The 17579-nt window shown below is 59.8% G+C and carries 20 protein-coding genes; 11 read left to right on the top strand and 9 right to left on the bottom strand.

Annotated features, from left to right (window positions below; genetic code table 11):
- Positions 1-181 precede the first annotated feature (181 nt).
- Positions 182-1600 carry a glutamine synthetase family protein gene (locus AC6BYQ_RS12285; RefSeq protein ID WP_019454836.1) on the bottom strand — a complete coding sequence of 473 codons (1419 nt, stop codon included), beginning with the start codon at positions 1598-1600 and terminating at the stop codon, positions 182-184.
- A 219-nt stretch (positions 1601-1819) separates the two neighbouring features.
- On the opposite strand from AC6BYQ_RS12285, the gene puuD reads away from it, so the two are divergent.
- The 4 genes from puuD to AC6BYQ_RS12305 are packed head-to-tail and all read left to right on the top strand — an operon-like array spanning position 1820 to position 5939.
- Complete coding sequence (puuD, locus tag AC6BYQ_RS12290; RefSeq protein WP_498056927.1) at positions 1820-2581, top strand: gamma-glutamyl-gamma-aminobutyrate hydrolase; 762 nt, start codon at positions 1820-1822, stop codon at positions 2579-2581.
- Positions 2578-3135 carry an HTH-type transcriptional regulator PuuR gene (gene puuR, locus AC6BYQ_RS12295; protein WP_019454834.1) on the top strand — a complete coding sequence of 186 codons (558 nt, stop codon included), beginning with the start codon at positions 2578-2580 and terminating at the stop codon, positions 3133-3135. The genes puuD and puuR overlap by 4 nt, the downstream gene beginning before the upstream one ends.
- A 15-nt stretch (positions 3136-3150) precedes the next feature.
- Positions 3151-4647: an aldehyde dehydrogenase PuuC gene (gene puuC, locus AC6BYQ_RS12300; RefSeq protein WP_019454833.1), complete on the top strand. Its 1497-nt coding sequence runs from the start codon at positions 3151-3153 to the stop codon at positions 4645-4647.
- An 11-nt stretch (positions 4648-4658) separates the two neighbouring features.
- Positions 4659-5939, top strand: a complete 1281-nt coding sequence (locus tag AC6BYQ_RS12305; protein ID WP_498056928.1) for an NAD(P)/FAD-dependent oxidoreductase — start codon at positions 4659-4661, stop codon at positions 5937-5939.
- A gap of 43 nt (positions 5940-5982) precedes the next feature.
- Here the strand turns inward: AC6BYQ_RS12305 and budC are convergent, their stop codons facing one another.
- Both budC and AC6BYQ_RS12315 read right to left on the bottom strand, forming a co-directional pair.
- Positions 5983-6738, bottom strand: coding sequence for a meso-2,3-butanediol dehydrogenase (gene budC, locus AC6BYQ_RS12310; RefSeq protein WP_016928044.1), 756 nt, complete (start codon positions 6736-6738; stop codon positions 5983-5985).
- A 314-nt stretch (positions 6739-7052) separates the two neighbouring features.
- Entirely contained in the window at positions 7053-7481 is a 429-nt protein-coding gene (locus AC6BYQ_RS12315; protein ID WP_019454831.1) for a universal stress protein, read from the bottom strand.
- A gap of 269 nt (positions 7482-7750) precedes the next feature.
- Between AC6BYQ_RS12315 and AC6BYQ_RS12320 the strand changes: the two genes are divergently transcribed.
- Positions 7751-8368: a LysE family translocator gene (locus AC6BYQ_RS12320; RefSeq protein ID WP_498056929.1), complete on the top strand. Its 618-nt coding sequence runs from the start codon at positions 7751-7753 to the stop codon at positions 8366-8368.
- Here AC6BYQ_RS12320 and AC6BYQ_RS12325 read toward each other — a convergent pair.
- The 3 genes from AC6BYQ_RS12325 to AC6BYQ_RS12335 form a co-directional block, all read right to left on the bottom strand.
- Positions 8358-9002 (bottom strand): Qnr family pentapeptide repeat protein, encoded by a 645-nt coding sequence (locus tag AC6BYQ_RS12325; protein WP_025160265.1) that lies wholly within the window; start codon positions 9000-9002, stop codon positions 8358-8360. The genes AC6BYQ_RS12320 and AC6BYQ_RS12325 overlap by 11 nt on opposite strands.
- Positions 9003-9077: 75 nt before the next feature.
- A complete protein-coding gene (locus AC6BYQ_RS12330; protein ID WP_019454828.1) occupies positions 9078-10151 on the bottom strand; it encodes an SMP-30/gluconolactonase/LRE family protein in 1074 nt (357 codons plus the stop codon).
- Between the two features lie 152 nt (positions 10152-10303).
- Positions 10304-10513, bottom strand: coding sequence for a hypothetical protein (locus AC6BYQ_RS12335; protein ID WP_025160266.1), 210 nt, complete (start codon positions 10511-10513; stop codon positions 10304-10306).
- 141 nt (positions 10514-10654) lie between these two features.
- On the opposite strand from AC6BYQ_RS12335, the gene AC6BYQ_RS12340 reads away from it, so the two are divergent.
- The gene (locus tag AC6BYQ_RS12340; protein WP_498056930.1) at positions 10655-11005 is read left to right on the top strand and encodes a GFA family protein; all 351 of its coding nucleotides are present in this window, start codon (positions 10655-10657) and stop codon (positions 11003-11005) included.
- A 12-nt stretch (positions 11006-11017) separates the two neighbouring features.
- Here the strand turns inward: AC6BYQ_RS12340 and AC6BYQ_RS12345 are convergent, their stop codons facing one another.
- Positions 11018-11434: a DUF2000 domain-containing protein gene (locus tag AC6BYQ_RS12345; protein WP_004941246.1), complete on the bottom strand. Its 417-nt coding sequence runs from the start codon at positions 11432-11434 to the stop codon at positions 11018-11020.
- A gap of 98 nt (positions 11435-11532) precedes the next feature.
- A complete protein-coding gene (locus AC6BYQ_RS12350; protein ID WP_019454825.1) occupies positions 11533-11991 on the bottom strand; it encodes a hypothetical protein in 459 nt (152 codons plus the stop codon).
- 231 nt (positions 11992-12222) lie between these two features.
- Between AC6BYQ_RS12350 and AC6BYQ_RS12355 the strand changes: the two genes are divergently transcribed.
- From AC6BYQ_RS12355 to AC6BYQ_RS12375, 5 genes are all read left to right on the top strand, one after another.
- Positions 12223-13437 carry an MFS transporter gene (locus AC6BYQ_RS12355; RefSeq protein ID WP_498056931.1) on the top strand — a complete coding sequence of 405 codons (1215 nt, stop codon included), beginning with the start codon at positions 12223-12225 and terminating at the stop codon, positions 13435-13437.
- Positions 13438-13590: 153 nt separating this feature from the next.
- On the top strand, positions 13591-14607 hold the full coding sequence (locus AC6BYQ_RS12360; protein WP_498056932.1) for a hypothetical protein: 1017 nt from the start codon (positions 13591-13593) through the stop codon (positions 14605-14607).
- 486 nt (positions 14608-15093) lie between these two features.
- On the top strand, positions 15094-16209 hold the full coding sequence (locus AC6BYQ_RS12365; protein WP_060440110.1) for an AI-2E family transporter: 1116 nt from the start codon (positions 15094-15096) through the stop codon (positions 16207-16209).
- Positions 16210-16302: 93 nt separating this feature from the next.
- Positions 16303-16515 carry a hypothetical protein gene (locus AC6BYQ_RS12370; RefSeq protein WP_063919264.1) on the top strand — a complete coding sequence of 71 codons (213 nt, stop codon included), beginning with the start codon at positions 16303-16305 and terminating at the stop codon, positions 16513-16515.
- A gap of 66 nt (positions 16516-16581) precedes the next feature.
- Positions 16582-16875: a YdgH/BhsA/McbA family protein gene (locus tag AC6BYQ_RS12375; RefSeq protein ID WP_498056933.1), complete on the top strand. Its 294-nt coding sequence runs from the start codon at positions 16582-16584 to the stop codon at positions 16873-16875.
- 158 nt (positions 16876-17033) lie between these two features.
- Here AC6BYQ_RS12375 and tolA read toward each other — a convergent pair whose 3' ends face one another.
- Positions 17034-17477, bottom strand: a complete 444-nt coding sequence (tolA, locus tag AC6BYQ_RS12380) for a cell envelope integrity protein TolA (protein ID WP_498056934.1) — start codon at positions 17475-17477, stop codon at positions 17034-17036.
- Positions 17478-17579: the final 102 nt, after the last annotated feature.

The following is a 17579-nucleotide window of genomic DNA, read 5'->3' on the forward strand; positions in this document are numbered from 1 at the left end:
CGTAGGCACTGCGGCACAGGCAAACGCCTGCGCATGGGGATGACTGAGTCATGGTTATTTCCTCGTCGGCGTCCTGTACGCCGTGATAGAAGAAATTCTGTACCGCAGCGCGCAGCCTCACCGGCCACAGGAGAGCCGATGAAATGCGCCGGACGCGCGCGGTAGTGCCAGGTGAGCGGGATCAGGCGTTTTTCAGCATCCACTCGATTTCGGTTTCGGTGATCAGGCGCTCAAACTGCACCAGCTCATCGGTTTTGCAGGCCAGGTAGACGTGGCTGAAGCGTTCACCCAGCAGCGCATTGAGCACCGGCTGGTGTTCGAACTCGTACAGCGCGTCGCTCTGGCGGATCGGGAACGGCAGCCCGTCCTGTTCCAGACCGTTGCCGGTCACCGGTTCAGGCAGCGGCAGCGCGGTTTCCAGGCCGTAAACGATGCCGGCCAGAATGGTCGCCATCACCAGATACGGGTTGGCGTCGGCGCCCGCCACGCGGTACTCCACCCGGTGGTTGTCGCGATCGCCGCAGGGAATGCGCAGCGCCACGGTGCGGTTGTTATGCCCCCAGGAAGCCTGCGTCGGCACATACATGCCGGGCTGGAAGCGGCGATACGCGTTGACGTTCGGCGCCAGCAGCGCCATCGAGGACGGCATCAGGGCGATCATGCCCGCCAGCGCCTGTTTCAGCAGCGCCGAGTCTTCACCGTCGTCGTCGGCGAGCACGTTGTCGCCTTGCGCGTTCAGCATGCTGATGTGCACGTGCATGCCGCTGCCGGCGTGCTCCTCATACGGCTTGGCCATAAAGGTCGCCTGCATGTTGTGGTTCTCGGCCACCATGCGTACCAGCCGCTTCAGCGCCAGCGCGTGGTCGCAGGCTTGCAGCACGTCGTCGGTATGATGCAGATTGACCTCGAACTGCCCCGGCGACGCCTCCGCCACCGCGCCGTCCGCAGGAATGCCCTGCAAACGCGCCAGTTCGTCGATCTCGCTCAGTACGTCGGCGAAATGGTTCAGGTTATCGACGGAATAGACCTGGCTTTGGGTGTTGCGCTCTTGGGTGCCCGGCGCGCACGGCGGCTGCAGATAGCCCTCCGCATCGCGCTGACGATCGATGAGATAGAACTCCAACTCTACCGCTACCACGGGGGAGAGCCCGCGCTGACGCAAACGCTGCCATACTCGGTTCAGCACATTGCGCGGTTCAACGTCAAAGGGAGTGCCATCTTCATCCAGCATGGTGAGCAGCACCTGCGCAATATATTGCGGATCCGCCGCCGACGGCGTCAACGTGCCCGGCACCGGCACGCACACGTGATCCGGCTCGCCCAGCTCCTGCCCCAGCCCGGCTTCTTCCACCACGTTGCCGAGAATATCCATCGCAAATACCGACGCCGGGAAGTAACAGCCCTTCTCCAGCTTGCTCAGGCCGCCGACCGGGATGCGTTTGCCGCGGAAGCTGCCGTTCAGATCGGTCAACAGTACGTCGACATGTTGCGTTAATGGATAACGTTCCAGGTACTTCTTCACTTCGCGCTGGAACGCGCTACTTCGTCTCTCTTCACTGTGCTGAACAAAGTTTTCCACTTCTACGATGTTGGTCTGCATGGTTCACCCGCCGTTTGTGTTTTGCTGTCGTCGATGTTTATTGACCGTATTGTTCAATATAATGCCCACAAATGAAACGTAGATGAAACAAATTTGTTTTGCAAGTGTTACTTTTGGTTTGAATATTGGCCAATCGACTGCTAGATTTATAGAATATTGAACGAAATAGGCGGTATGGCAGCTTGTCGTTCATAATTTCGAACGTACCAAGGGGATAGCATGGACAATATATTTAACAGACCAGTCATCGGTGTCGTCATGTGCAGGTATAGGTTAAACGGGCACCTCACACAGACCTTGCAAGAAAAGTACCTGAATGCCGTTATCACCTCCGGCGGTTTGCCGATCGCCCTGCCGCACGCGCTGGCGGAGCCGGAAATGCTGGCGGAACTGTTGCCGCGCCTCGACGGCATTTTGCTGCCGGGCAGCCCCAGTAATGTGCAGCCGCACCTTTATGGTGAAAACGGCGATGAGCCTGACGCCGATCCTGGTCGAGACGCGTTGAGCCTGGCGCTGATCCGCCAGGCGTTCGACAGGCGCATTCCCCTTTTCGCCATTTGCCGCGGCATGCAAGAGATGGTGGTCGCCACTCAAGGCACCCTGCATCGCCGCCTGTATGAACTGCCCGAGCTGCTGGAGCATCGTGAAGATCACGACCTGCCGCTGGAACAGCAATACGCCCCCGCCCACGAAGTGATCGTTCAGGAAGGGGGGCTGCTTTCGCAACTGATACCGGATTGCAACAGATTCTGGGTGAACTCGCTGCATGGCCAGGGTGCCAAAACCCTGGGCGCCAGTATTCGCATCGAGGCGCACGCCGCCGACGGGCTGGTGGAGGCGATCAGCGTGCGCGATCAGCCCTTCGCGCTCGGCGTGCAGTGGCACCCGGAGTGGAACAGCGACGAGTACGCGCTGTCGCGCCTGTTGTTTGATGGTTTCATCACCGCCTGTCGGAACTATCAAAAGGAAAAACGCCCATGAGCGACGTCAGCTTGGCACCGGGAAAACGTCTGTCGCAGATCCGTCAACAATTGGGGTTGTCGCAGCGCCGGGTCGCCGAACTGTCTGGGTTAACCCACAGCGCCATCAGCACTATCGAGCAGGACAAGGTCAGCCCGGCCATCAGCACGCTGCAAAAGTTGCTGACGGTATACGGTCTGTCGCTGTCGGCGTTTTTCGCCGAGCCGGAAAAACCGGCAGAACCGCAGATCGTGATAAGCAGTGACGATCTGATCGAAATCGGCAGCCAGGGCGTTTCGATGAAGCTTATCCACAACGGCGACCCGAACCGCACGCTGGCGATGATGATCGAAACCTACGAACCGGGCACCACTACCGGTGAGCGCATCAAACACCAGGGGGAAGAGATCGGCACGCTGCTGGAAGGCGAAGTGGTGCTGCAGGTCAACGGCCAGAGCTATCACCTGCTGGCCGGGCAGAGCTACGCCATCAATACCGGCATCCCCCACAGTTTCAGCAACACGTCGGCGCGCATTTGCCGGATTATCAGCGCCCATACGCCGACGACATTCTGATCAACGGAGCCAGGCATGAACTTTCACCATTTGCAGTATTGGCAACAACGGGCGCAGGCCCTGAAGATTGAGCACCAGCTGTTTATCGACGGCCGCTACCAGCCGGCCGCCGCGGGGAAAAGTTTCGCCGTGGAAGATCCTGCCGGCCGCCGTGAGCTGGCGCAGGTCGCGCGCGGCGAAGCCGCCGACATCGATCGGGCGGTCAACGCAGCGCGCGCCGCCTTTGAGCGCGGCGACTGGGCCCAGGCCGCGCCGGCGCAGCGCAAGGCCACGCTGCTGCGCTTCGCCGAGCTGATGGAGCAGCATCACGAAGAGCTGGCGCTGCTGGAAACGCTGGACACCGGCAAACCGATTCGCCACAGCCTGCGCGACGACGTGCCGGGCGCCATCCGCTGCATCCGCTGGTACGCCGAAGCAATCGATAAGGTGTACGGTGAAATCGCCCCCACCGGTCGCGACGCGCTGGCGCTGATCGAGCGCGAGCCGATCGGCGTGGTCGGCGCCATCGTGCCCTGGAACTTCCCGCTGCTGCTGGCCTGCTGGAAGCTCGGCCCGGCGCTGGCCGCCGGCAACAGCGTGGTGCTCAAACCCTCCGAAAAATCGCCGCTGAGCGCCATCCTGCTCGGCAAACTGGCGCAGCAGGCCGGGCTGCCGGACGGCGTGCTGAACGTGGTACCCGGCTATGGGCACGACGCCGGCAAAGCGCTGGCGCTGCACCGCGACGTCGACGCCCTCACCTTCACCGGCTCCACGCTGGTGGCGAAGCAGCTGATGATCTACGCCGGCGAGTCGAACATGAAACGCGTCTGGCTGGAGGCCGGCGGCAAAAGCGCCAACATCGTCTTCGCCGACTGCCCGGATCTCGATCAGGCCGCCCGCAGCGCCGCCGCCGGCATCTTCTATAATCAGGGGCAGGTGTGCATCGCCGGCACTCGCCTGCTGGTCGAAGCGAGCATTCAGCAAGAATTCCTGCAAGCGCTGCGCAAACACGCGGCGGCCTTCATCCCCGGCGACCCGCTCGATCCCGCCACGGTGATGGGCACACTGATCGACAGCGGCCACTGCGAGAAAGTGGCCGGCTATATCGATCGGGGGCTGAGCCAGGGCGCCGCGCTGTTCCTCGACGGGCGCGACCATCCGCAGGGCGACCACGCCGGCTATCTGGGGCCGACCATCCTCACCCAGGTGAACAACGCCATGAGCGTGGCGCGCGATGAAATTTTCGGCCCGGTGCTGGCGGTGACGGCGTTCGACGACGAGCAACAGGCGCTGCAGCTGGCCAACGACAGCGACTACGGCCTCGGCGCCGCGGTCTGGACCCGCGATCTGGCGCGTGCGCACCGCATGGCGCGCCAACTGAAAGCCGGCACGGTGTTCGTCAACAACTACAACGACGGCGACATGACCGTGCCGTTCGGCGGCTATAAGCAGAGCGGCAACGGCCGCGACAAATCGCTGCATGCACTGGACAAATTCACCGAATTGAAAACCACCTGGATCTCGCTGGAATAAGGGCTTACATCATGACTGAACACGTAAAAAGCTACTATGCGGCCACGGCCAACGCTCATCAGCCCTATCCGCAATTGAAAGAATCGATCGAATGCGACGTCTGCGTGATCGGCGGCGGCTATACCGGCCTCTCGTCCGCGCTGTTCCTGGTAGAGGCCGGTTACGACGTGGTGGTGCTGGAAGCGGCGCGCATCGGTTTCGGCGCCAGCGGCCGCAACGGCGGCCAGTTGGTTAACTCTTACAGCCGCGACATCGATGTGATTGAAGAGCGCTACGGCGCGGAAAGCGCCCGCCTGCTCGGCAGCATGATGTTCGAAGGCGCGGAGATCATCCGCAGCCGCATCAGCCGCTACGCCATCGACTGCGACTATCGCCCCGGCGGCATCTTCGCCGCGCTGAACAACAAGCAGTTCCATGCGCTGATCGAGCAAAAGCGCAACTGGGAACGCTACGGCAATACTCAGCTCGAGCTGCTCGATGCGGATCGGCTGCGCCAGGAGGTCGCCAGCGATCGCTACGTCGGCGCGCTGCTCGATCACAGCGGCGGCCACATCCATCCGCTCAACCTGGCGCTGGGCGAGGCCGAGGCGATTCGCCTGCAGGGTGGGCGCATCTTCGAGCAATCGGCGGTGACGAACATCCGCCACGGCGAACCGGCGCTCATCAGCACCGCCAACGGCCAGGTGAAGGCGCGCTTCGTCATCGTCGCCGGCAACGCCTATCTGGGCGACAAGCTGGAGCCGCGGCTGGCCAAGCGCAGCATGCCGTGCGGCACCCAGGTGGTGGCCACCGAACCGCTGGCGCCGGAGATCGCGCAGGCGCTGATCCCGCAGAACTACTGCGTGGAGGACTGCAACTACCTGTTGGATTATTACCGCATCACCGCCGATCATCGCCTGCTGTACGGCGGCGGCGTGGTATATGGCGCGCGCGATCCGGACGACATCGACAACCTGATCCGGCCAAAGCTGCTGAAGACCTTCCCGCAGCTGAAAGGGGTGCGTATCGACTATCGCTGGACCGGCAACTTCCTGCTGACGCTGTCGCGCATGCCGCAGTTCGGCCGGTTGGAGAATAACGTATATTACATGCAGGGCTACAGCGGCCACGGCGTGACCTGCACCCATCTGGCGGGCAAGCTGATCGCCGAGCTGATGCGCGGCGACGCCGAACGCTTCGACGCCTTCGCCAAGCTGCCGCACCTGCCGTTCTTCGGCGGGCGCAATCTGCAGATCCCGTTCACCGCCATCGGCGCGGCCTACTACACGCTGCGCGATCGTATCGGCGTCTAAAATAGCAGGCCCGGTCATCCTGGCCGGGCCTGTGGGTTAACGCTTAGACGATCTTCGGTTGGCCGTCCGAGGCGGTCGCCCCGCCATCGACCGGAATGTTGGCGCCATTGATAAAGCTGGCGTCGTCGCTGGCCAGGAACGCCATCACCGCCGCCACTTCTTCCGGCTCCGCCGCACGGCCTAACGCGATGCGCTCATTGAACTTGTCGCGGATCTCCTGCGGCCAGCCGTTGGTCATGTTGGTTTTCACCAGGCTCGGGCAGACCGAGTTGATGCGCACGCCGTCACCACCGTGATCCAGCGCCATGGCGCGCGTCAGGTTGACCACCGCGCCTTTCGCCGCGCAGTAATAAGCCGCGCCCCAGTCGCCGCCCAGGCCGGACACCGACGCGGTATTGACGATGCAGCCTTTGGTTTTCAGCAGGTGCGGCAAGGCAAATTTGGAACAGAACACCACGCCGTCGATATCGACCCCGGCGATGCGACGCCAGTCGTCGATGCTGGTTTCCAGCACGCTGCCCGCCACATGCACGCCGGCGTTGTTCAGCAGGACGTCGATGCGGCCCAGCTTTTCCGCCACCTCATTCATCATTTTTTCAACCGCGACGTGATCGGATACGTCGATATGCACCGCCATCGCCCGGCCCTTCGGCAGTGAAGCGGCGACTTTGTCTACCGCTTCCTTGGCCCAGTCGGCCAGCACCACGATCGCGCCCTCGGCGGAGAAACGCCGCGCCGCCGCTTCCCCCATGCCATTGCCCGCACCGGTGATAACCACGACTTTATTGTCAAAACGCATGAGACCTCCTCCATGTGAACGTATTTATATAAGTCATACAAATCTCATGACCCGAGGATAAGTCGCAGTCCCCCTGAGAGCCAGTCAAAACGTGCGGTTTATTAACCAAAAGGAGGTATGTCAGCTATTTCAATGCGCTGGGTTAACCTTTATCGGATTTTGGCCAACATACTGATAGAGAAAATAAAATTACGGGCAGTCACTATTCACAAGCCGGATTGTCAGCCGGCGGAATTATTGCGAATCAGCGGTTATGGTCATACAGAGATAAGCGATGCGAATGAAAAACGGCAGCCGCCCAGAGGCGGCCGCGACTATTTTTTCTCGATGGGGACCACCAACAGATCGACGTTCAGCTCGTTGATCGCCTGGCGAGCCGAAGAGACCAGCCGGCTCCAGACATCGTGATGGTGGCCAAAAATCACCAGATCGAACCCTTTTTCCTGCGCCACCCGGTTCAGTTCTTCCGTCAACGCACCGCGGCTGACGATCACTTCTTCGACCGGATAAGACGACTGCCCTTTGATCGCATTGAGCATGTTCTTCACCCGCTCCGAAAAGGTGCGATCGGTGTAGTTATAATCTCCCACGCCCAGATCGACGTAATAACCGGCGCGATGAATGTCGATGTAGATCAGGGAGAGTTTGGCATTGAGCGCGGCGGCCAACCTGGCGCCCTTGCCCAGCAGGAACTCGGCGTCTTCGCTGAGATCCGTGGCGACAACGATATGCTGATAAGCCATAGTGGCGGCCCTCCGCATCAAAACCGTGAACAGGATGGCGCTCCTTGCCGCATGTTTCTTATGCACCTTAAGTTTAGCCCAGCGCCGGGTCGCTCGCCTGCCCCCTAGGCAAACGCTCGACGGGCGCTATCACCTCGGTGCCCCAGGCATGCGCCGCATGCGTAATTCTCCCCGGCCGCCATCGGGACGCCGGTGCAATTGGTCGAGTGGATTCTGTGCGGGATTCGTTATAAAACTAACGGTACTCTTGTTGTAACAGGCAATCTTTCATGGTCGATATGTCCGCCGTACTCGCCGTTTTCACCGTGTATATTGTCGGCGTGGTGATCCCCGGCCCTAATTTCGTCGCCGTCGCTCACAAAGCCGTTTCCGCACGCCGGGCAGAGGCGTTTGCCTTAGTGGCCGGCATTGTGCTGGTCAATCTGTTCTGGGCGAGCAGTGCCCTTCTGGGCATCGGCGTGGTTTTCGCCCTGTTCCCCTGGTTGGCGGTGGCGATTAAAGTCGCCGGCGCCGGCTATTTAATGTGGTTCGGCTATCGGCTTATCGCCCAGGCGGCGCCCTCTTCCGGCACCCCAGCGGCCGCCGGAAAAAGCGGTTTTCGCGCCGCCTTTTTGCAGGGTATCGCCACCAACATCGCCAACCCCAAATCCATTGCGTTTTACGCCGCCGTCTTCTCATCAGCGGCACCCAGCCATGTTTCTACGCCGACTTTTTTCGCCATGCTGCTGGAAGTCGCGGCGATAGCCAGCTTGTGGTACGGGCTGGTCGCCCTGGTGTTGTCGCACGCGCCTGTCGCCGGCGCCTACCGCCGCAGCAAGGCTTGGATCGATCGCGCCTGCGGCACCTTGATCATCGCACTGGGGCTGCGGCAGTTGCTCAGCCGATGATCGCGATCCCCAGCCGCTCCAGCAGCTGCGCGGCCTGGTGGCTGTCCATTTTGACGCCCTGCAGATCGGTGGTGCGCAAATCCAACTCGCCCAGTTCGGCATTGCTCAAATCGCATCCGGTAACGTCGGCGGCACGCCAGTCGAAACCAGAGAACTCGCCGCCGGACAGATCGGAGCCGCTGAAGTTGGCGCCGAGCACCTGCGCGCCGTGCCAACGGTTCTCCCACAGCTCGCACTTCTCCAGCACCACCTTGGCGAAGTTAGCGTAGCTCAGGTTGCTTTTGGTGATATAGGCGCTGCAAAACCAGGTGCGGCTGGTGATCATATTCATAAAGCTGGCGCCGCGAAAATCGGCGCCCTGCGCGCGGCACTCGCGGATCTCGACGCCCAACGCGTCGGCGTGACGGAAATCCGCCATCGATAAATCGCAGCTTTTAAAACTCGCGTCTTTCAGTATCGCGCGGCTGAAATTGCCCCCCTGCCGGCTGTCGCTATCGTAAAACTGGCAGCCGATAAACTCGGTGCCGGTCAGATCGGCGCCTGAAAAATCGCACAGCATAAAGCTACCGTTTTCAATCTTCGCGCCGGTAAAGCGGTTACGGTCAATCTTTTCACCCTTCAATATCAGACTCATCGCAGCACACCTGTTTATTTATACAGTCAGTGCGGCATTTAATCCTATTCCGGCAGGGTTGGCAACCGGCGTCGATCAGCGTGCCTTTGGCGCAGGCTGTTCTAACGCAACCTTGACGATGCTGAACGTTCTGGTTTTCTCCGCCTGAGCGACGTCGGCAAACAACCGGGGATAACGGGAATTGACCACCCACACCTCGCCATCGCGCAGCGCGGCGCCGGTCGGCCCATCCAATTCCGGCGGCGCGGCAACCGCGGCGGTACGCGCGCTAGCCCAGCCGTCGGACGAGGAGAGCAGCGTCACGTCACCGGACATGCTCCCCTTTTCCCCCGGAAAAGACTGTACGATCACCAGTTCGTTGGCGTTTTTGAGCCGCAACCCGTCCGGCCCTTTTAAGCGTTGCGGCAACCTGATTGCACTTACCGCAGGCGCGTTATCCAGCGTCACTTTCCACAGCAGCCCCCGGGTGTAGTCCGCCGCAATCAGGAAGCCGTCCGGGTGATAGACGATGCCATTGAGATAAGGCTGCGTACCCTGCGCTGCGGCGGGTGCGTCGGCCGGCATCAAACGCGCCGAACGCACCAGAATCGACACCTGGCGCGTTGCACGGTCAATCTTGTAAATCTGCGGCTGGAAGCTGTCGGTCACGTAGATATTACCCTGCGCGTCGAGCGTCAGATCGTTGGCCAACGTCGGGCCATGGCTTAGCGATGAAAGATCGTACCTCTGCTGCAGCACGCCGGTATCGAGGCTGAACTCCAACACCTGCGCTACGCGATTGCGCGTGCCGGCGGCAGAGTGGAGGGACACGCCCACGTCTTCGTTGCACACCAGCACCCGGTTGCGCTCGGCGTCCACCAGCATGCCGGAGGTAGTGATTAACCCCTTGCCGATGGAAAAACGCCGATAGCGACCATCCGGATAGACTAACCCAAGTTGGCCACCGCGCAGGGAGGACACCAGAAACGCGCCGGCGCGCGCATTCCAGGCGATGCCCTCAGGGTAGGCGCCGGCGGGATCCGGCGAAAACTCGATGCGTTGCGTCGCGTTTGCCGGCGGCACGCCGCTGAAAAACAGCGTTACGCCGGCCAGCAGGGTGACGCGCCGACTGAGCGGTAATAAGACAGAAAATAGGCTGAAGCGAAACATGGGCGGGCACCTGATGATGACTGGGATCTTCAGAGTAGAGCCGCGCCGGCAGCCGCACCAGCCGGTAAAAAGGCAATGCGCTACTAAAAAAATCGCAGTAATCAGCGCAAAAAAAACCGCCCGGTATGGACGGTTTAGCTGGCGACAAGCCGTTATTTCAGGGCTTCCTGAATGGCGTCGGCCATCGGACCGATATGCTTTTCCGCCGCCTTCAGCTGAAAGTCCACGCCGTTGCCGTCGTTGGTGTCCGACAGCGTGGCCTTGATCAATTCCAGCGCCGCCTGTACCGCCACCAGCCGTTTGTGCTGCTCGTCCGTGACCGGTTTGGCGCCCATATTCGCTGGGTAGTAATGTTCTAACATCGCGCTCTCCTTTTGATGACGTTAATCTCTAACCTAACAGAAAACCGCGCATTTACTAAGGAAACCGCGCCCGGCGCGGCCGAGTGGCGATAAATTGCACTATACTGGGCAAACACTCTCCCCTGTCACAGGATCATCGCCATGTCATTCCAGGGAAGCTGCCACTGCGGCGCCGTCACCTTCTCCGTCGACGCCGAACTGCCTACCGAAGCCCTCAGCTGCAACTGTTCGATCTGCCGCCGCAAAGGGCTGCTGCTGTCCTTCTTTCCCGTCGCCGCCTTCGCGCTGAACAGCGGCGAAGACCAGCTCAGCACCTACACCTTCAATCAGCACAAAATACGTCATCAGTTCTGCCGAGTCTGCGGCGCCCAGCCCTTCGCCTACGGCACCGCGCCGGACGGCGCCGCGATGTGCGCCGTTAACCTGCGCTGTGTGCCCGCCATTGCGTTGGATACGTTGCAGATCCACGCCTACGACGGCGCCAGCGTCTGAGATAGCGCGTTTTCAGCGATAGACGGAGAATTTCTTGGTCAGTGGCTTAAGTTGCTCGGTATCCCCGTAGAGCGCCACCGCCACGAAATCCAACTGCTCGTAAGGCGTGTTGGCGGTGTCGGCGATCTGCTGCTCGGCGGAATGCGACAGCATGGTGGTGGTGAAGAAGTTGGACAGCACGCCCTCTTCCTTGCACTTCAGGATCAGGTTGCTGAGCTGGCTGCTGTTCTTGGCCTGCAGGATCACGATCGGATAATGGCTCATGTTGGCGCTGACGCCGTCGAGGCTGCTCGGGTAGTGGTGAAACTCGCGCTGTTCGATCAGATCGGTGATGCCCGCCGTCAGATGGCAGGAGGCGTTAAACAGCGTGGCCGGTTCGTGATTGCGGTTGAGGATGATATAAAACTTTTTCTCGTTGTCGCTGTACATACTCTTCTCCTTGAATAGGCAGCCAGTTTTACCCAACCGGCGCACGGTTTCAAGGCGCGATAAGGGGCCGCGTCCGGCCCCGTGGTAGCACTGCCGGCTCAGACCGCGCCTTCGCCAGGCCCCAGCGGCTGGGCCACCTGATGCAGCACGGTGATGTTCTGCAAAATAGTGCCGCCGTCGATAGGCTTCATCTGGCCGTCGCGATCTTTATAGTGCGTCGGCTTGGCGCCGTGGAAGAACAGGCCGGCGTTGACCTGCACCCCCAGATAGCCCGCGCTGGCCGGCAGGCGCTGCACGTCGGTCCAGGGATTGGAAACCGGCACGAACTGGAAGCCCTCGCTGGTCTTGGCATACAGCGGGCGCAGCAGCGTGACAAAGGCCATGATCGGCGACAGCGCCTCTGTAAAGATCTGCACCGGCCGATCGACCGTCATCAGAAAGCCCTGCGGTTGCTCCTCAACCGTGTCGAGGCTCAGGCTGCTGCTGATATCATCGCCCCGGCCGCCATAGCTCCATTCAATGGCCGGCGCTCCACTCTCGTTCATCATCTCTGACATACACTGCTCCTTATAAAATGAATTCAACACGCCTGCTGCGTGCCGGAACAGTAAACCGCTGCAGGGGGGCGAGCGTCCACGCCGGGCGGCACGCTGGCGCACCAAACAACGAAGGCGTACCGTCAATAAAGCTCGAAATGAATAGTTTCCCCACGTGATAGCGCAGCATTTGAACGGCCTTTGCCGTAGCGCAGAGGCATAGTGATGACGTTGCCGCTACTGGAGAGTGTTATGACCGCGATTAAACCGGACGCCATCGACCGCGTTCTCCCCGCCGCCACGCCCTGGCTGGCCGTCATCAACGTGCTGTTCGCCGGCATCGCCGCGGCGCTGCACGTAGGCAAGGCCACCATCGCGCTGCCGGCGCTGCAGGACGAGTTCGGCCGCTCGCTGGCGGCGCTCAGCTGGGTCATCTCGGCCTTTCCCTTCGTTGGGGTGTTCGCCGGCATCGCCGCCGGGCTGCTGGTGCGCCGCTGGGGCGACCGGCGCCTGCTGGCGCTCGGGCTGCTGATCATCAGCGCCGCCAGCTTCGTTGGTGCCACGCTGCACGACTTCAGCGGGCTGATCGTCAGCCGCTTTGTCGAGGGGCTCGGCTTCGTGATCGTGGTGGTCGCTTCGCCGGCGGTACTGAACCGCATCGTCGCTCCGGCGCAGCGCAGCCTGGTATTCGGCATCTGGAGCACCTTTATGCCGGCGGGCATCGCCATTTCGCTGTTTTTCGGTCCGCATCTGGCCGACTGGCAGCAGAGCTGGCAGGCCGGTGCGGCGCTGACGCTGCTGGCCGCCCTGCTGCTGCCGCTGACCACATCCCGCCGCGCCGCCGACGCGCACTCGCCGTCTCTGCCGCTGCGGCAAGCGCTGGGAGCGATGCTGCGGGCGCGTCAGCCGCTGTTGCTGGCGCTGATGTTCACCACATACAACCTGCAGTTTTTCTCGGTGATGACCTTTCTGCCGATCTTCCTGATGCAGCGCATCGGCCTGTCACTGGCGGCCGCCGGCGGCATCAGCGCGGCGGCGGTGGCCGCCAACATCATCGGCAACCTCGCCGCCGGCGTGCTGCTGTCGCGCGGCCTGCCCGCCAGAACGCTGCTCGCCGCCACCAGCCTGTTGATCGGGGTCTTCGGCGTCGGCATTTTCCTGCCGATAACGCCCAACGGCCTGCTGATCCCGCTGTGTTTCCTGTTCTGCGCCATCGCCGGCATACTGCCCGCCACCATTCTGGCCGCCACGCCGGCGGCGACGCCGGAACCGACGCTGCTGCCGCTGAGCCTCGGGCTGGTGATGCAGGGAAACTACCTCGGCCAGGTGATCGGCCCGATCGCACTGAGCGCCATCGTGGCCGCGGCCGGTTGGGCGGCCCCGGCGTGGTTGGTGCTGGCGGCGGCGGCGTCAGGTGCTCTGTTGGCGCTGGCCTCCCGCGCGCAGCCTAAAGAAAGGCGGCATTAGCGGCGTACCGGCTGGGCCGCGCCCGGTTGAACGCTTGCGGAGTCCGTGTATAATCTGGCGCAATTATTAGCAATAAAATCAGAGTAAGCGCCACCACGGCAGCTTGTTTATTGTTCACATTTTTTGATTGTTTTTTCCGCCAAGGATTGCCCCGTGATTAGCGTTAAACTTCAGTTTAAAAAGTCCAACCATATAAATCAGTTTATTTATGGTTTCTCCATGCTCGAAAAAGCAGGGATACTCAAAATCACGGACATTTCAGTCCATGAAGAGATGAGAAAGAACCTGTTGCGCGCGGAAGTGGATGGAATGAAGTTCGTTTACGACGCCGAAGACGGCGATCATATTGAGCGCGGTTTTTTCTCACAGGACGATTATCACTGGTGCGATCATTACTTTAAACGCAGCCACTCTCAGACGTTGGCAAACCGCTATCCGAAATGCGCACCGCTCGGCCTGAACTACTGCCTGAGGCCGACTCGCGGATGGCTGGATGAAATGTCCTGCAAATTAAGAAGGCTATTAGGTAAAGAGGACGTTCTTCACTCCGATTTTGACATTGAGCCGGTTGCCGCTCGCGACCCTAAAATTCTTTTTATTACCGGGCTGTGGGATCCGCAAGAGTTTAATGATGCCGACGTTCGCGAAGAGGTTGAGAAAATTAACCTCACCCGCCTTTCGGTATTAAAACTGTTAAAACGCGAGTTCTCACACTGCGCCACCTTTGGCGTAAACGGCGACAGAGCATTCACCCGAAAAATAGCGGGCGAATTTATCCTGCCCAACACGAAAACTAACCGGCTGAAATTCATAGAAACCATGAAGGAGCACGACATTTGCCTCACTTCTACCGGTTTACACGATTCAACCGGTTGGCGGTTTGGGGAATATGTCGCCACCGCCAGGGCTATCATTTCCGAGCCCCTGCGCTATCAGCTGCCCGGCGGTTTCACCAAGGGGGAGCATTATCTGGAATTTACCGACGATGACTCGCTCTTCAACGCCATCAATCTGATGCTGCATAATGATTCGGCCAGGCAGCAAATGATGTCGGCCAATCGCGACTATTACCAATACTGGTTGCGCCCGGACAAACTGATCTTCAATACCCTGCTTGCCGCCGGCCTGGGGGCAAAGAACGCGACGGAAGCGGCCATCATCCCCGTTTAGCAACGCCGCACGGCCTATCAGCCAAGCCATGGGCGCTGCGCAGCCCGATCGTGACAGTATTTCTCGCGGCAGGCGCGCGCCTGCCGCGAAGGATAAGGCCTGTGAGGGTCAAGGCCCGATGAGGATAAGGCGCCGATCGCACCAAAATAATTCGTCAGGCCGGCGAACGCCTTCGACCATAGCTTATCGATAACGGCCAGCCGCCCGTGTTTGGCCAGTTGCCTCCTTCTTCCTGATATCGGGCAAACGGCGCCCCCTAACAACCACAGCCAGGAAAGCCAGGCGCCAACGTGGCACAGCATCAAACAACATCAATAAATTTTTTTAATTATTTAGCGCTCTTTCTTTCCTTGCGGCGCCCGCCTTGCCCTTAATAACCCTATGGAATACGCCACTAAAAATCCCCTACCGGTTAAGCAAAGGTGATGATAGTGTTGTTTTCATTCAGATCATCTATGCTGAAAATTCATCTTTTGAGGGACGACTATGATGTCTAAAGGCATTTCCAAAGGATTCTTTATTCTGATCCTGTTTATCGTTACCGCCGCCTTTCTCGACGTGCTGGGGCCCTACTACTCCTCGGTGCTGTGGGCGATTATTCTGGCGGTGATTTTCCACCCGGTGAAAAAGAAGCTGAAGCAGTACGTTGGCGAACGCAACGGCGTGGTGTCGCTGCTGACGGTGGCGCTGATCTGCCTGATCGTGTTCACGCCGCTGGCGATCATCGCCTCGTCGCTGGCGATGGAATTCAACGTGATCTACACCAAGCTGCAGACCAACAACAGCCAGTTGCCGACCATGCTGGCGGACTTTATGCGCCACCTGCCCGGCTGGGCGCAGCGCTTTCTGGCGGAGCATAACCTCAACAGCGCCGCCGAGATCCAAAAGCAGCTTTCTGACGTGGCGCTCAAGGGCGGGCAATACCTGGCGGGCAGCGTGTTCCTGATCGGCAAGGGCACCTTCAACTTCGTCGTCGGCTTCGGCGTGATGCTCTACCTGCTGTTCTTCCTGCTGAAAGACGGCCCCTATCTGGTGAACCTGGCGCTTGAAGCGCTGCCGCTCTCCCAGCACGTGAAACACCATCTGTTCGTCAAGTTCGCCGCCGTTTCCCGCGCCACCGTCAAGGGCACGGTGGTGGTCGCCGTGGTGCAAGGTGCGCTCGGCGGGCTGGCGTTTTACTTTACCGGCATCGACGGCAGCCTGCTGTGGGGCGCGCTGATGGCGTTCCTGTCGATCATCCCGGCGGTGGGCTCCGCCATCATCTGGGTGCCGGCGGTGATCTACTTCTTCGCCACCGGCATGCTGTGGAAAGCCATTTTCCTGGTGGTGTTCTTCGTGGTGGTGATCGGCCTGGTGGACAACATCCTGCGCCCGCTGCTGGTGGGCAAAGACACCAAAATGCCGGACTACCTGATCCTGATCTCCACCCTGGGCGGCATGGAGATCTACGGCATCAACGGCTTCGTCATAGGCCCCTTGATCGCCGCGCTGTTCATCGCCTGCTGGAACATCCTGTCCGGCCGCGACAGCGAGGAGAACATCGAAGAGATCGACGAAGCGTTTATCGAGGAAGGTAAAAACCATCCCGACGCGGCGGAGTAACGCTCTCGCGCCGTATCAGGCAGGGGCCCAGTTGGGCCCCTTTTTTTGTCTGTGGTATCCTTGCCCGGCTCACAAGGAAGAACGGGTTTCGTTATGCTTATTCTCTACGCCACGTTGGCCATCGCCTTCACCCTGCTGTGCCTGTTGGCCTTTATTTATTGCGCCTATCAGCTGTCGAAGCACGGCGACGTCAAGTTTTTGGCCTCGCTTTCCGTACTGCTCTTCGCGCTGCTGGCCTTCTATGCCGCTTACGGCTACGTCAGCACCTGGCTGCAACAACAGTCGGTGGATGTCAGGCTGTATTAACGCGCTGGGATAAAAACATCTATAGATGTGACTAAAACACACGCCAAGAAAGGAAAGTATGTCCCGATGAGATTACCGCCAACATCCGTTATTCCCCTGCTGTTTACCCTGCTGCTGGCGGGCTGCCAGTATCACAAAACCGTGTCCCCGCCGCCGTATATCGGCGCCCCGCAAGAGATCAGCACCTACGAAGTGAAAGGGCTGACGTTCGTCACCACCGTCACCTTCAGCGGCCTGTTCGCCGAAGACCTGGTGCGCGAATACGCACAGAAACATCACTATCGCTACTATGTGGTAACGATGCGCAGCAACGGTTTTAAAGATCGGGCCGAACGCGTGAGCGTGATGATGTATCGGTAACCCTGGCGATATATACCGTGAAATAGTGCCAAAAATCCAGGTTCAGCGTAGAAAAGCGCGATACGGAACGTGGCAAAGCCGCAAAGTCACGGGCCGCATGAAAGTGCGACCCGTGACTTTGGTTTAATTATCTAGCATCGCAGTTACCGCCCTTTATTTCACTGCGGGTGAAATTCCAATGTGATTATTTGGAACGCATTATGGATCTCTGGCGTTGGCGGCTTAGGCAGACGCGCATCGGTAACCGCCTTCATCGCCGCACGGCAAAGAGCCGGATCGCCACCTTCAGTTCGAACACCGATTGGCAGGCCGTCCGGCGCCAGCGTGATACGCAATGTACAGCGTTGGCCTGAGTAGATGGCGGCGTCTTTTAAATGACGTTGAATCTCAGCTTGCACCTGAGCCATGTAATGTAATTTCTCTTTTCCCGGCGCAGGCGTCTTTGGGTCGCCGAGGTTGGCGAAAAGATCGTCAACCTCTTTATTTACCGGATCGTTTTGGCTGGGGGTAGTATGCTTGGCACACCCCGTTAATGTCAGCGCGGTCATCGCCGCCAATAATGTGGCGACGCCGGTTTTGTAGCCTGAGTGCATTATTTTCATATCCCTGTCCTTATGGATAAATCGGTGGATAATTGGCCCGCCAGCGTTATCAGGTCAATCGAAATTATCGAATTGCCATAAGCCTTGATAAAGGTGTATCTG

Source organism: Serratia sp. LTN-2 (assembly GCF_059740205.1).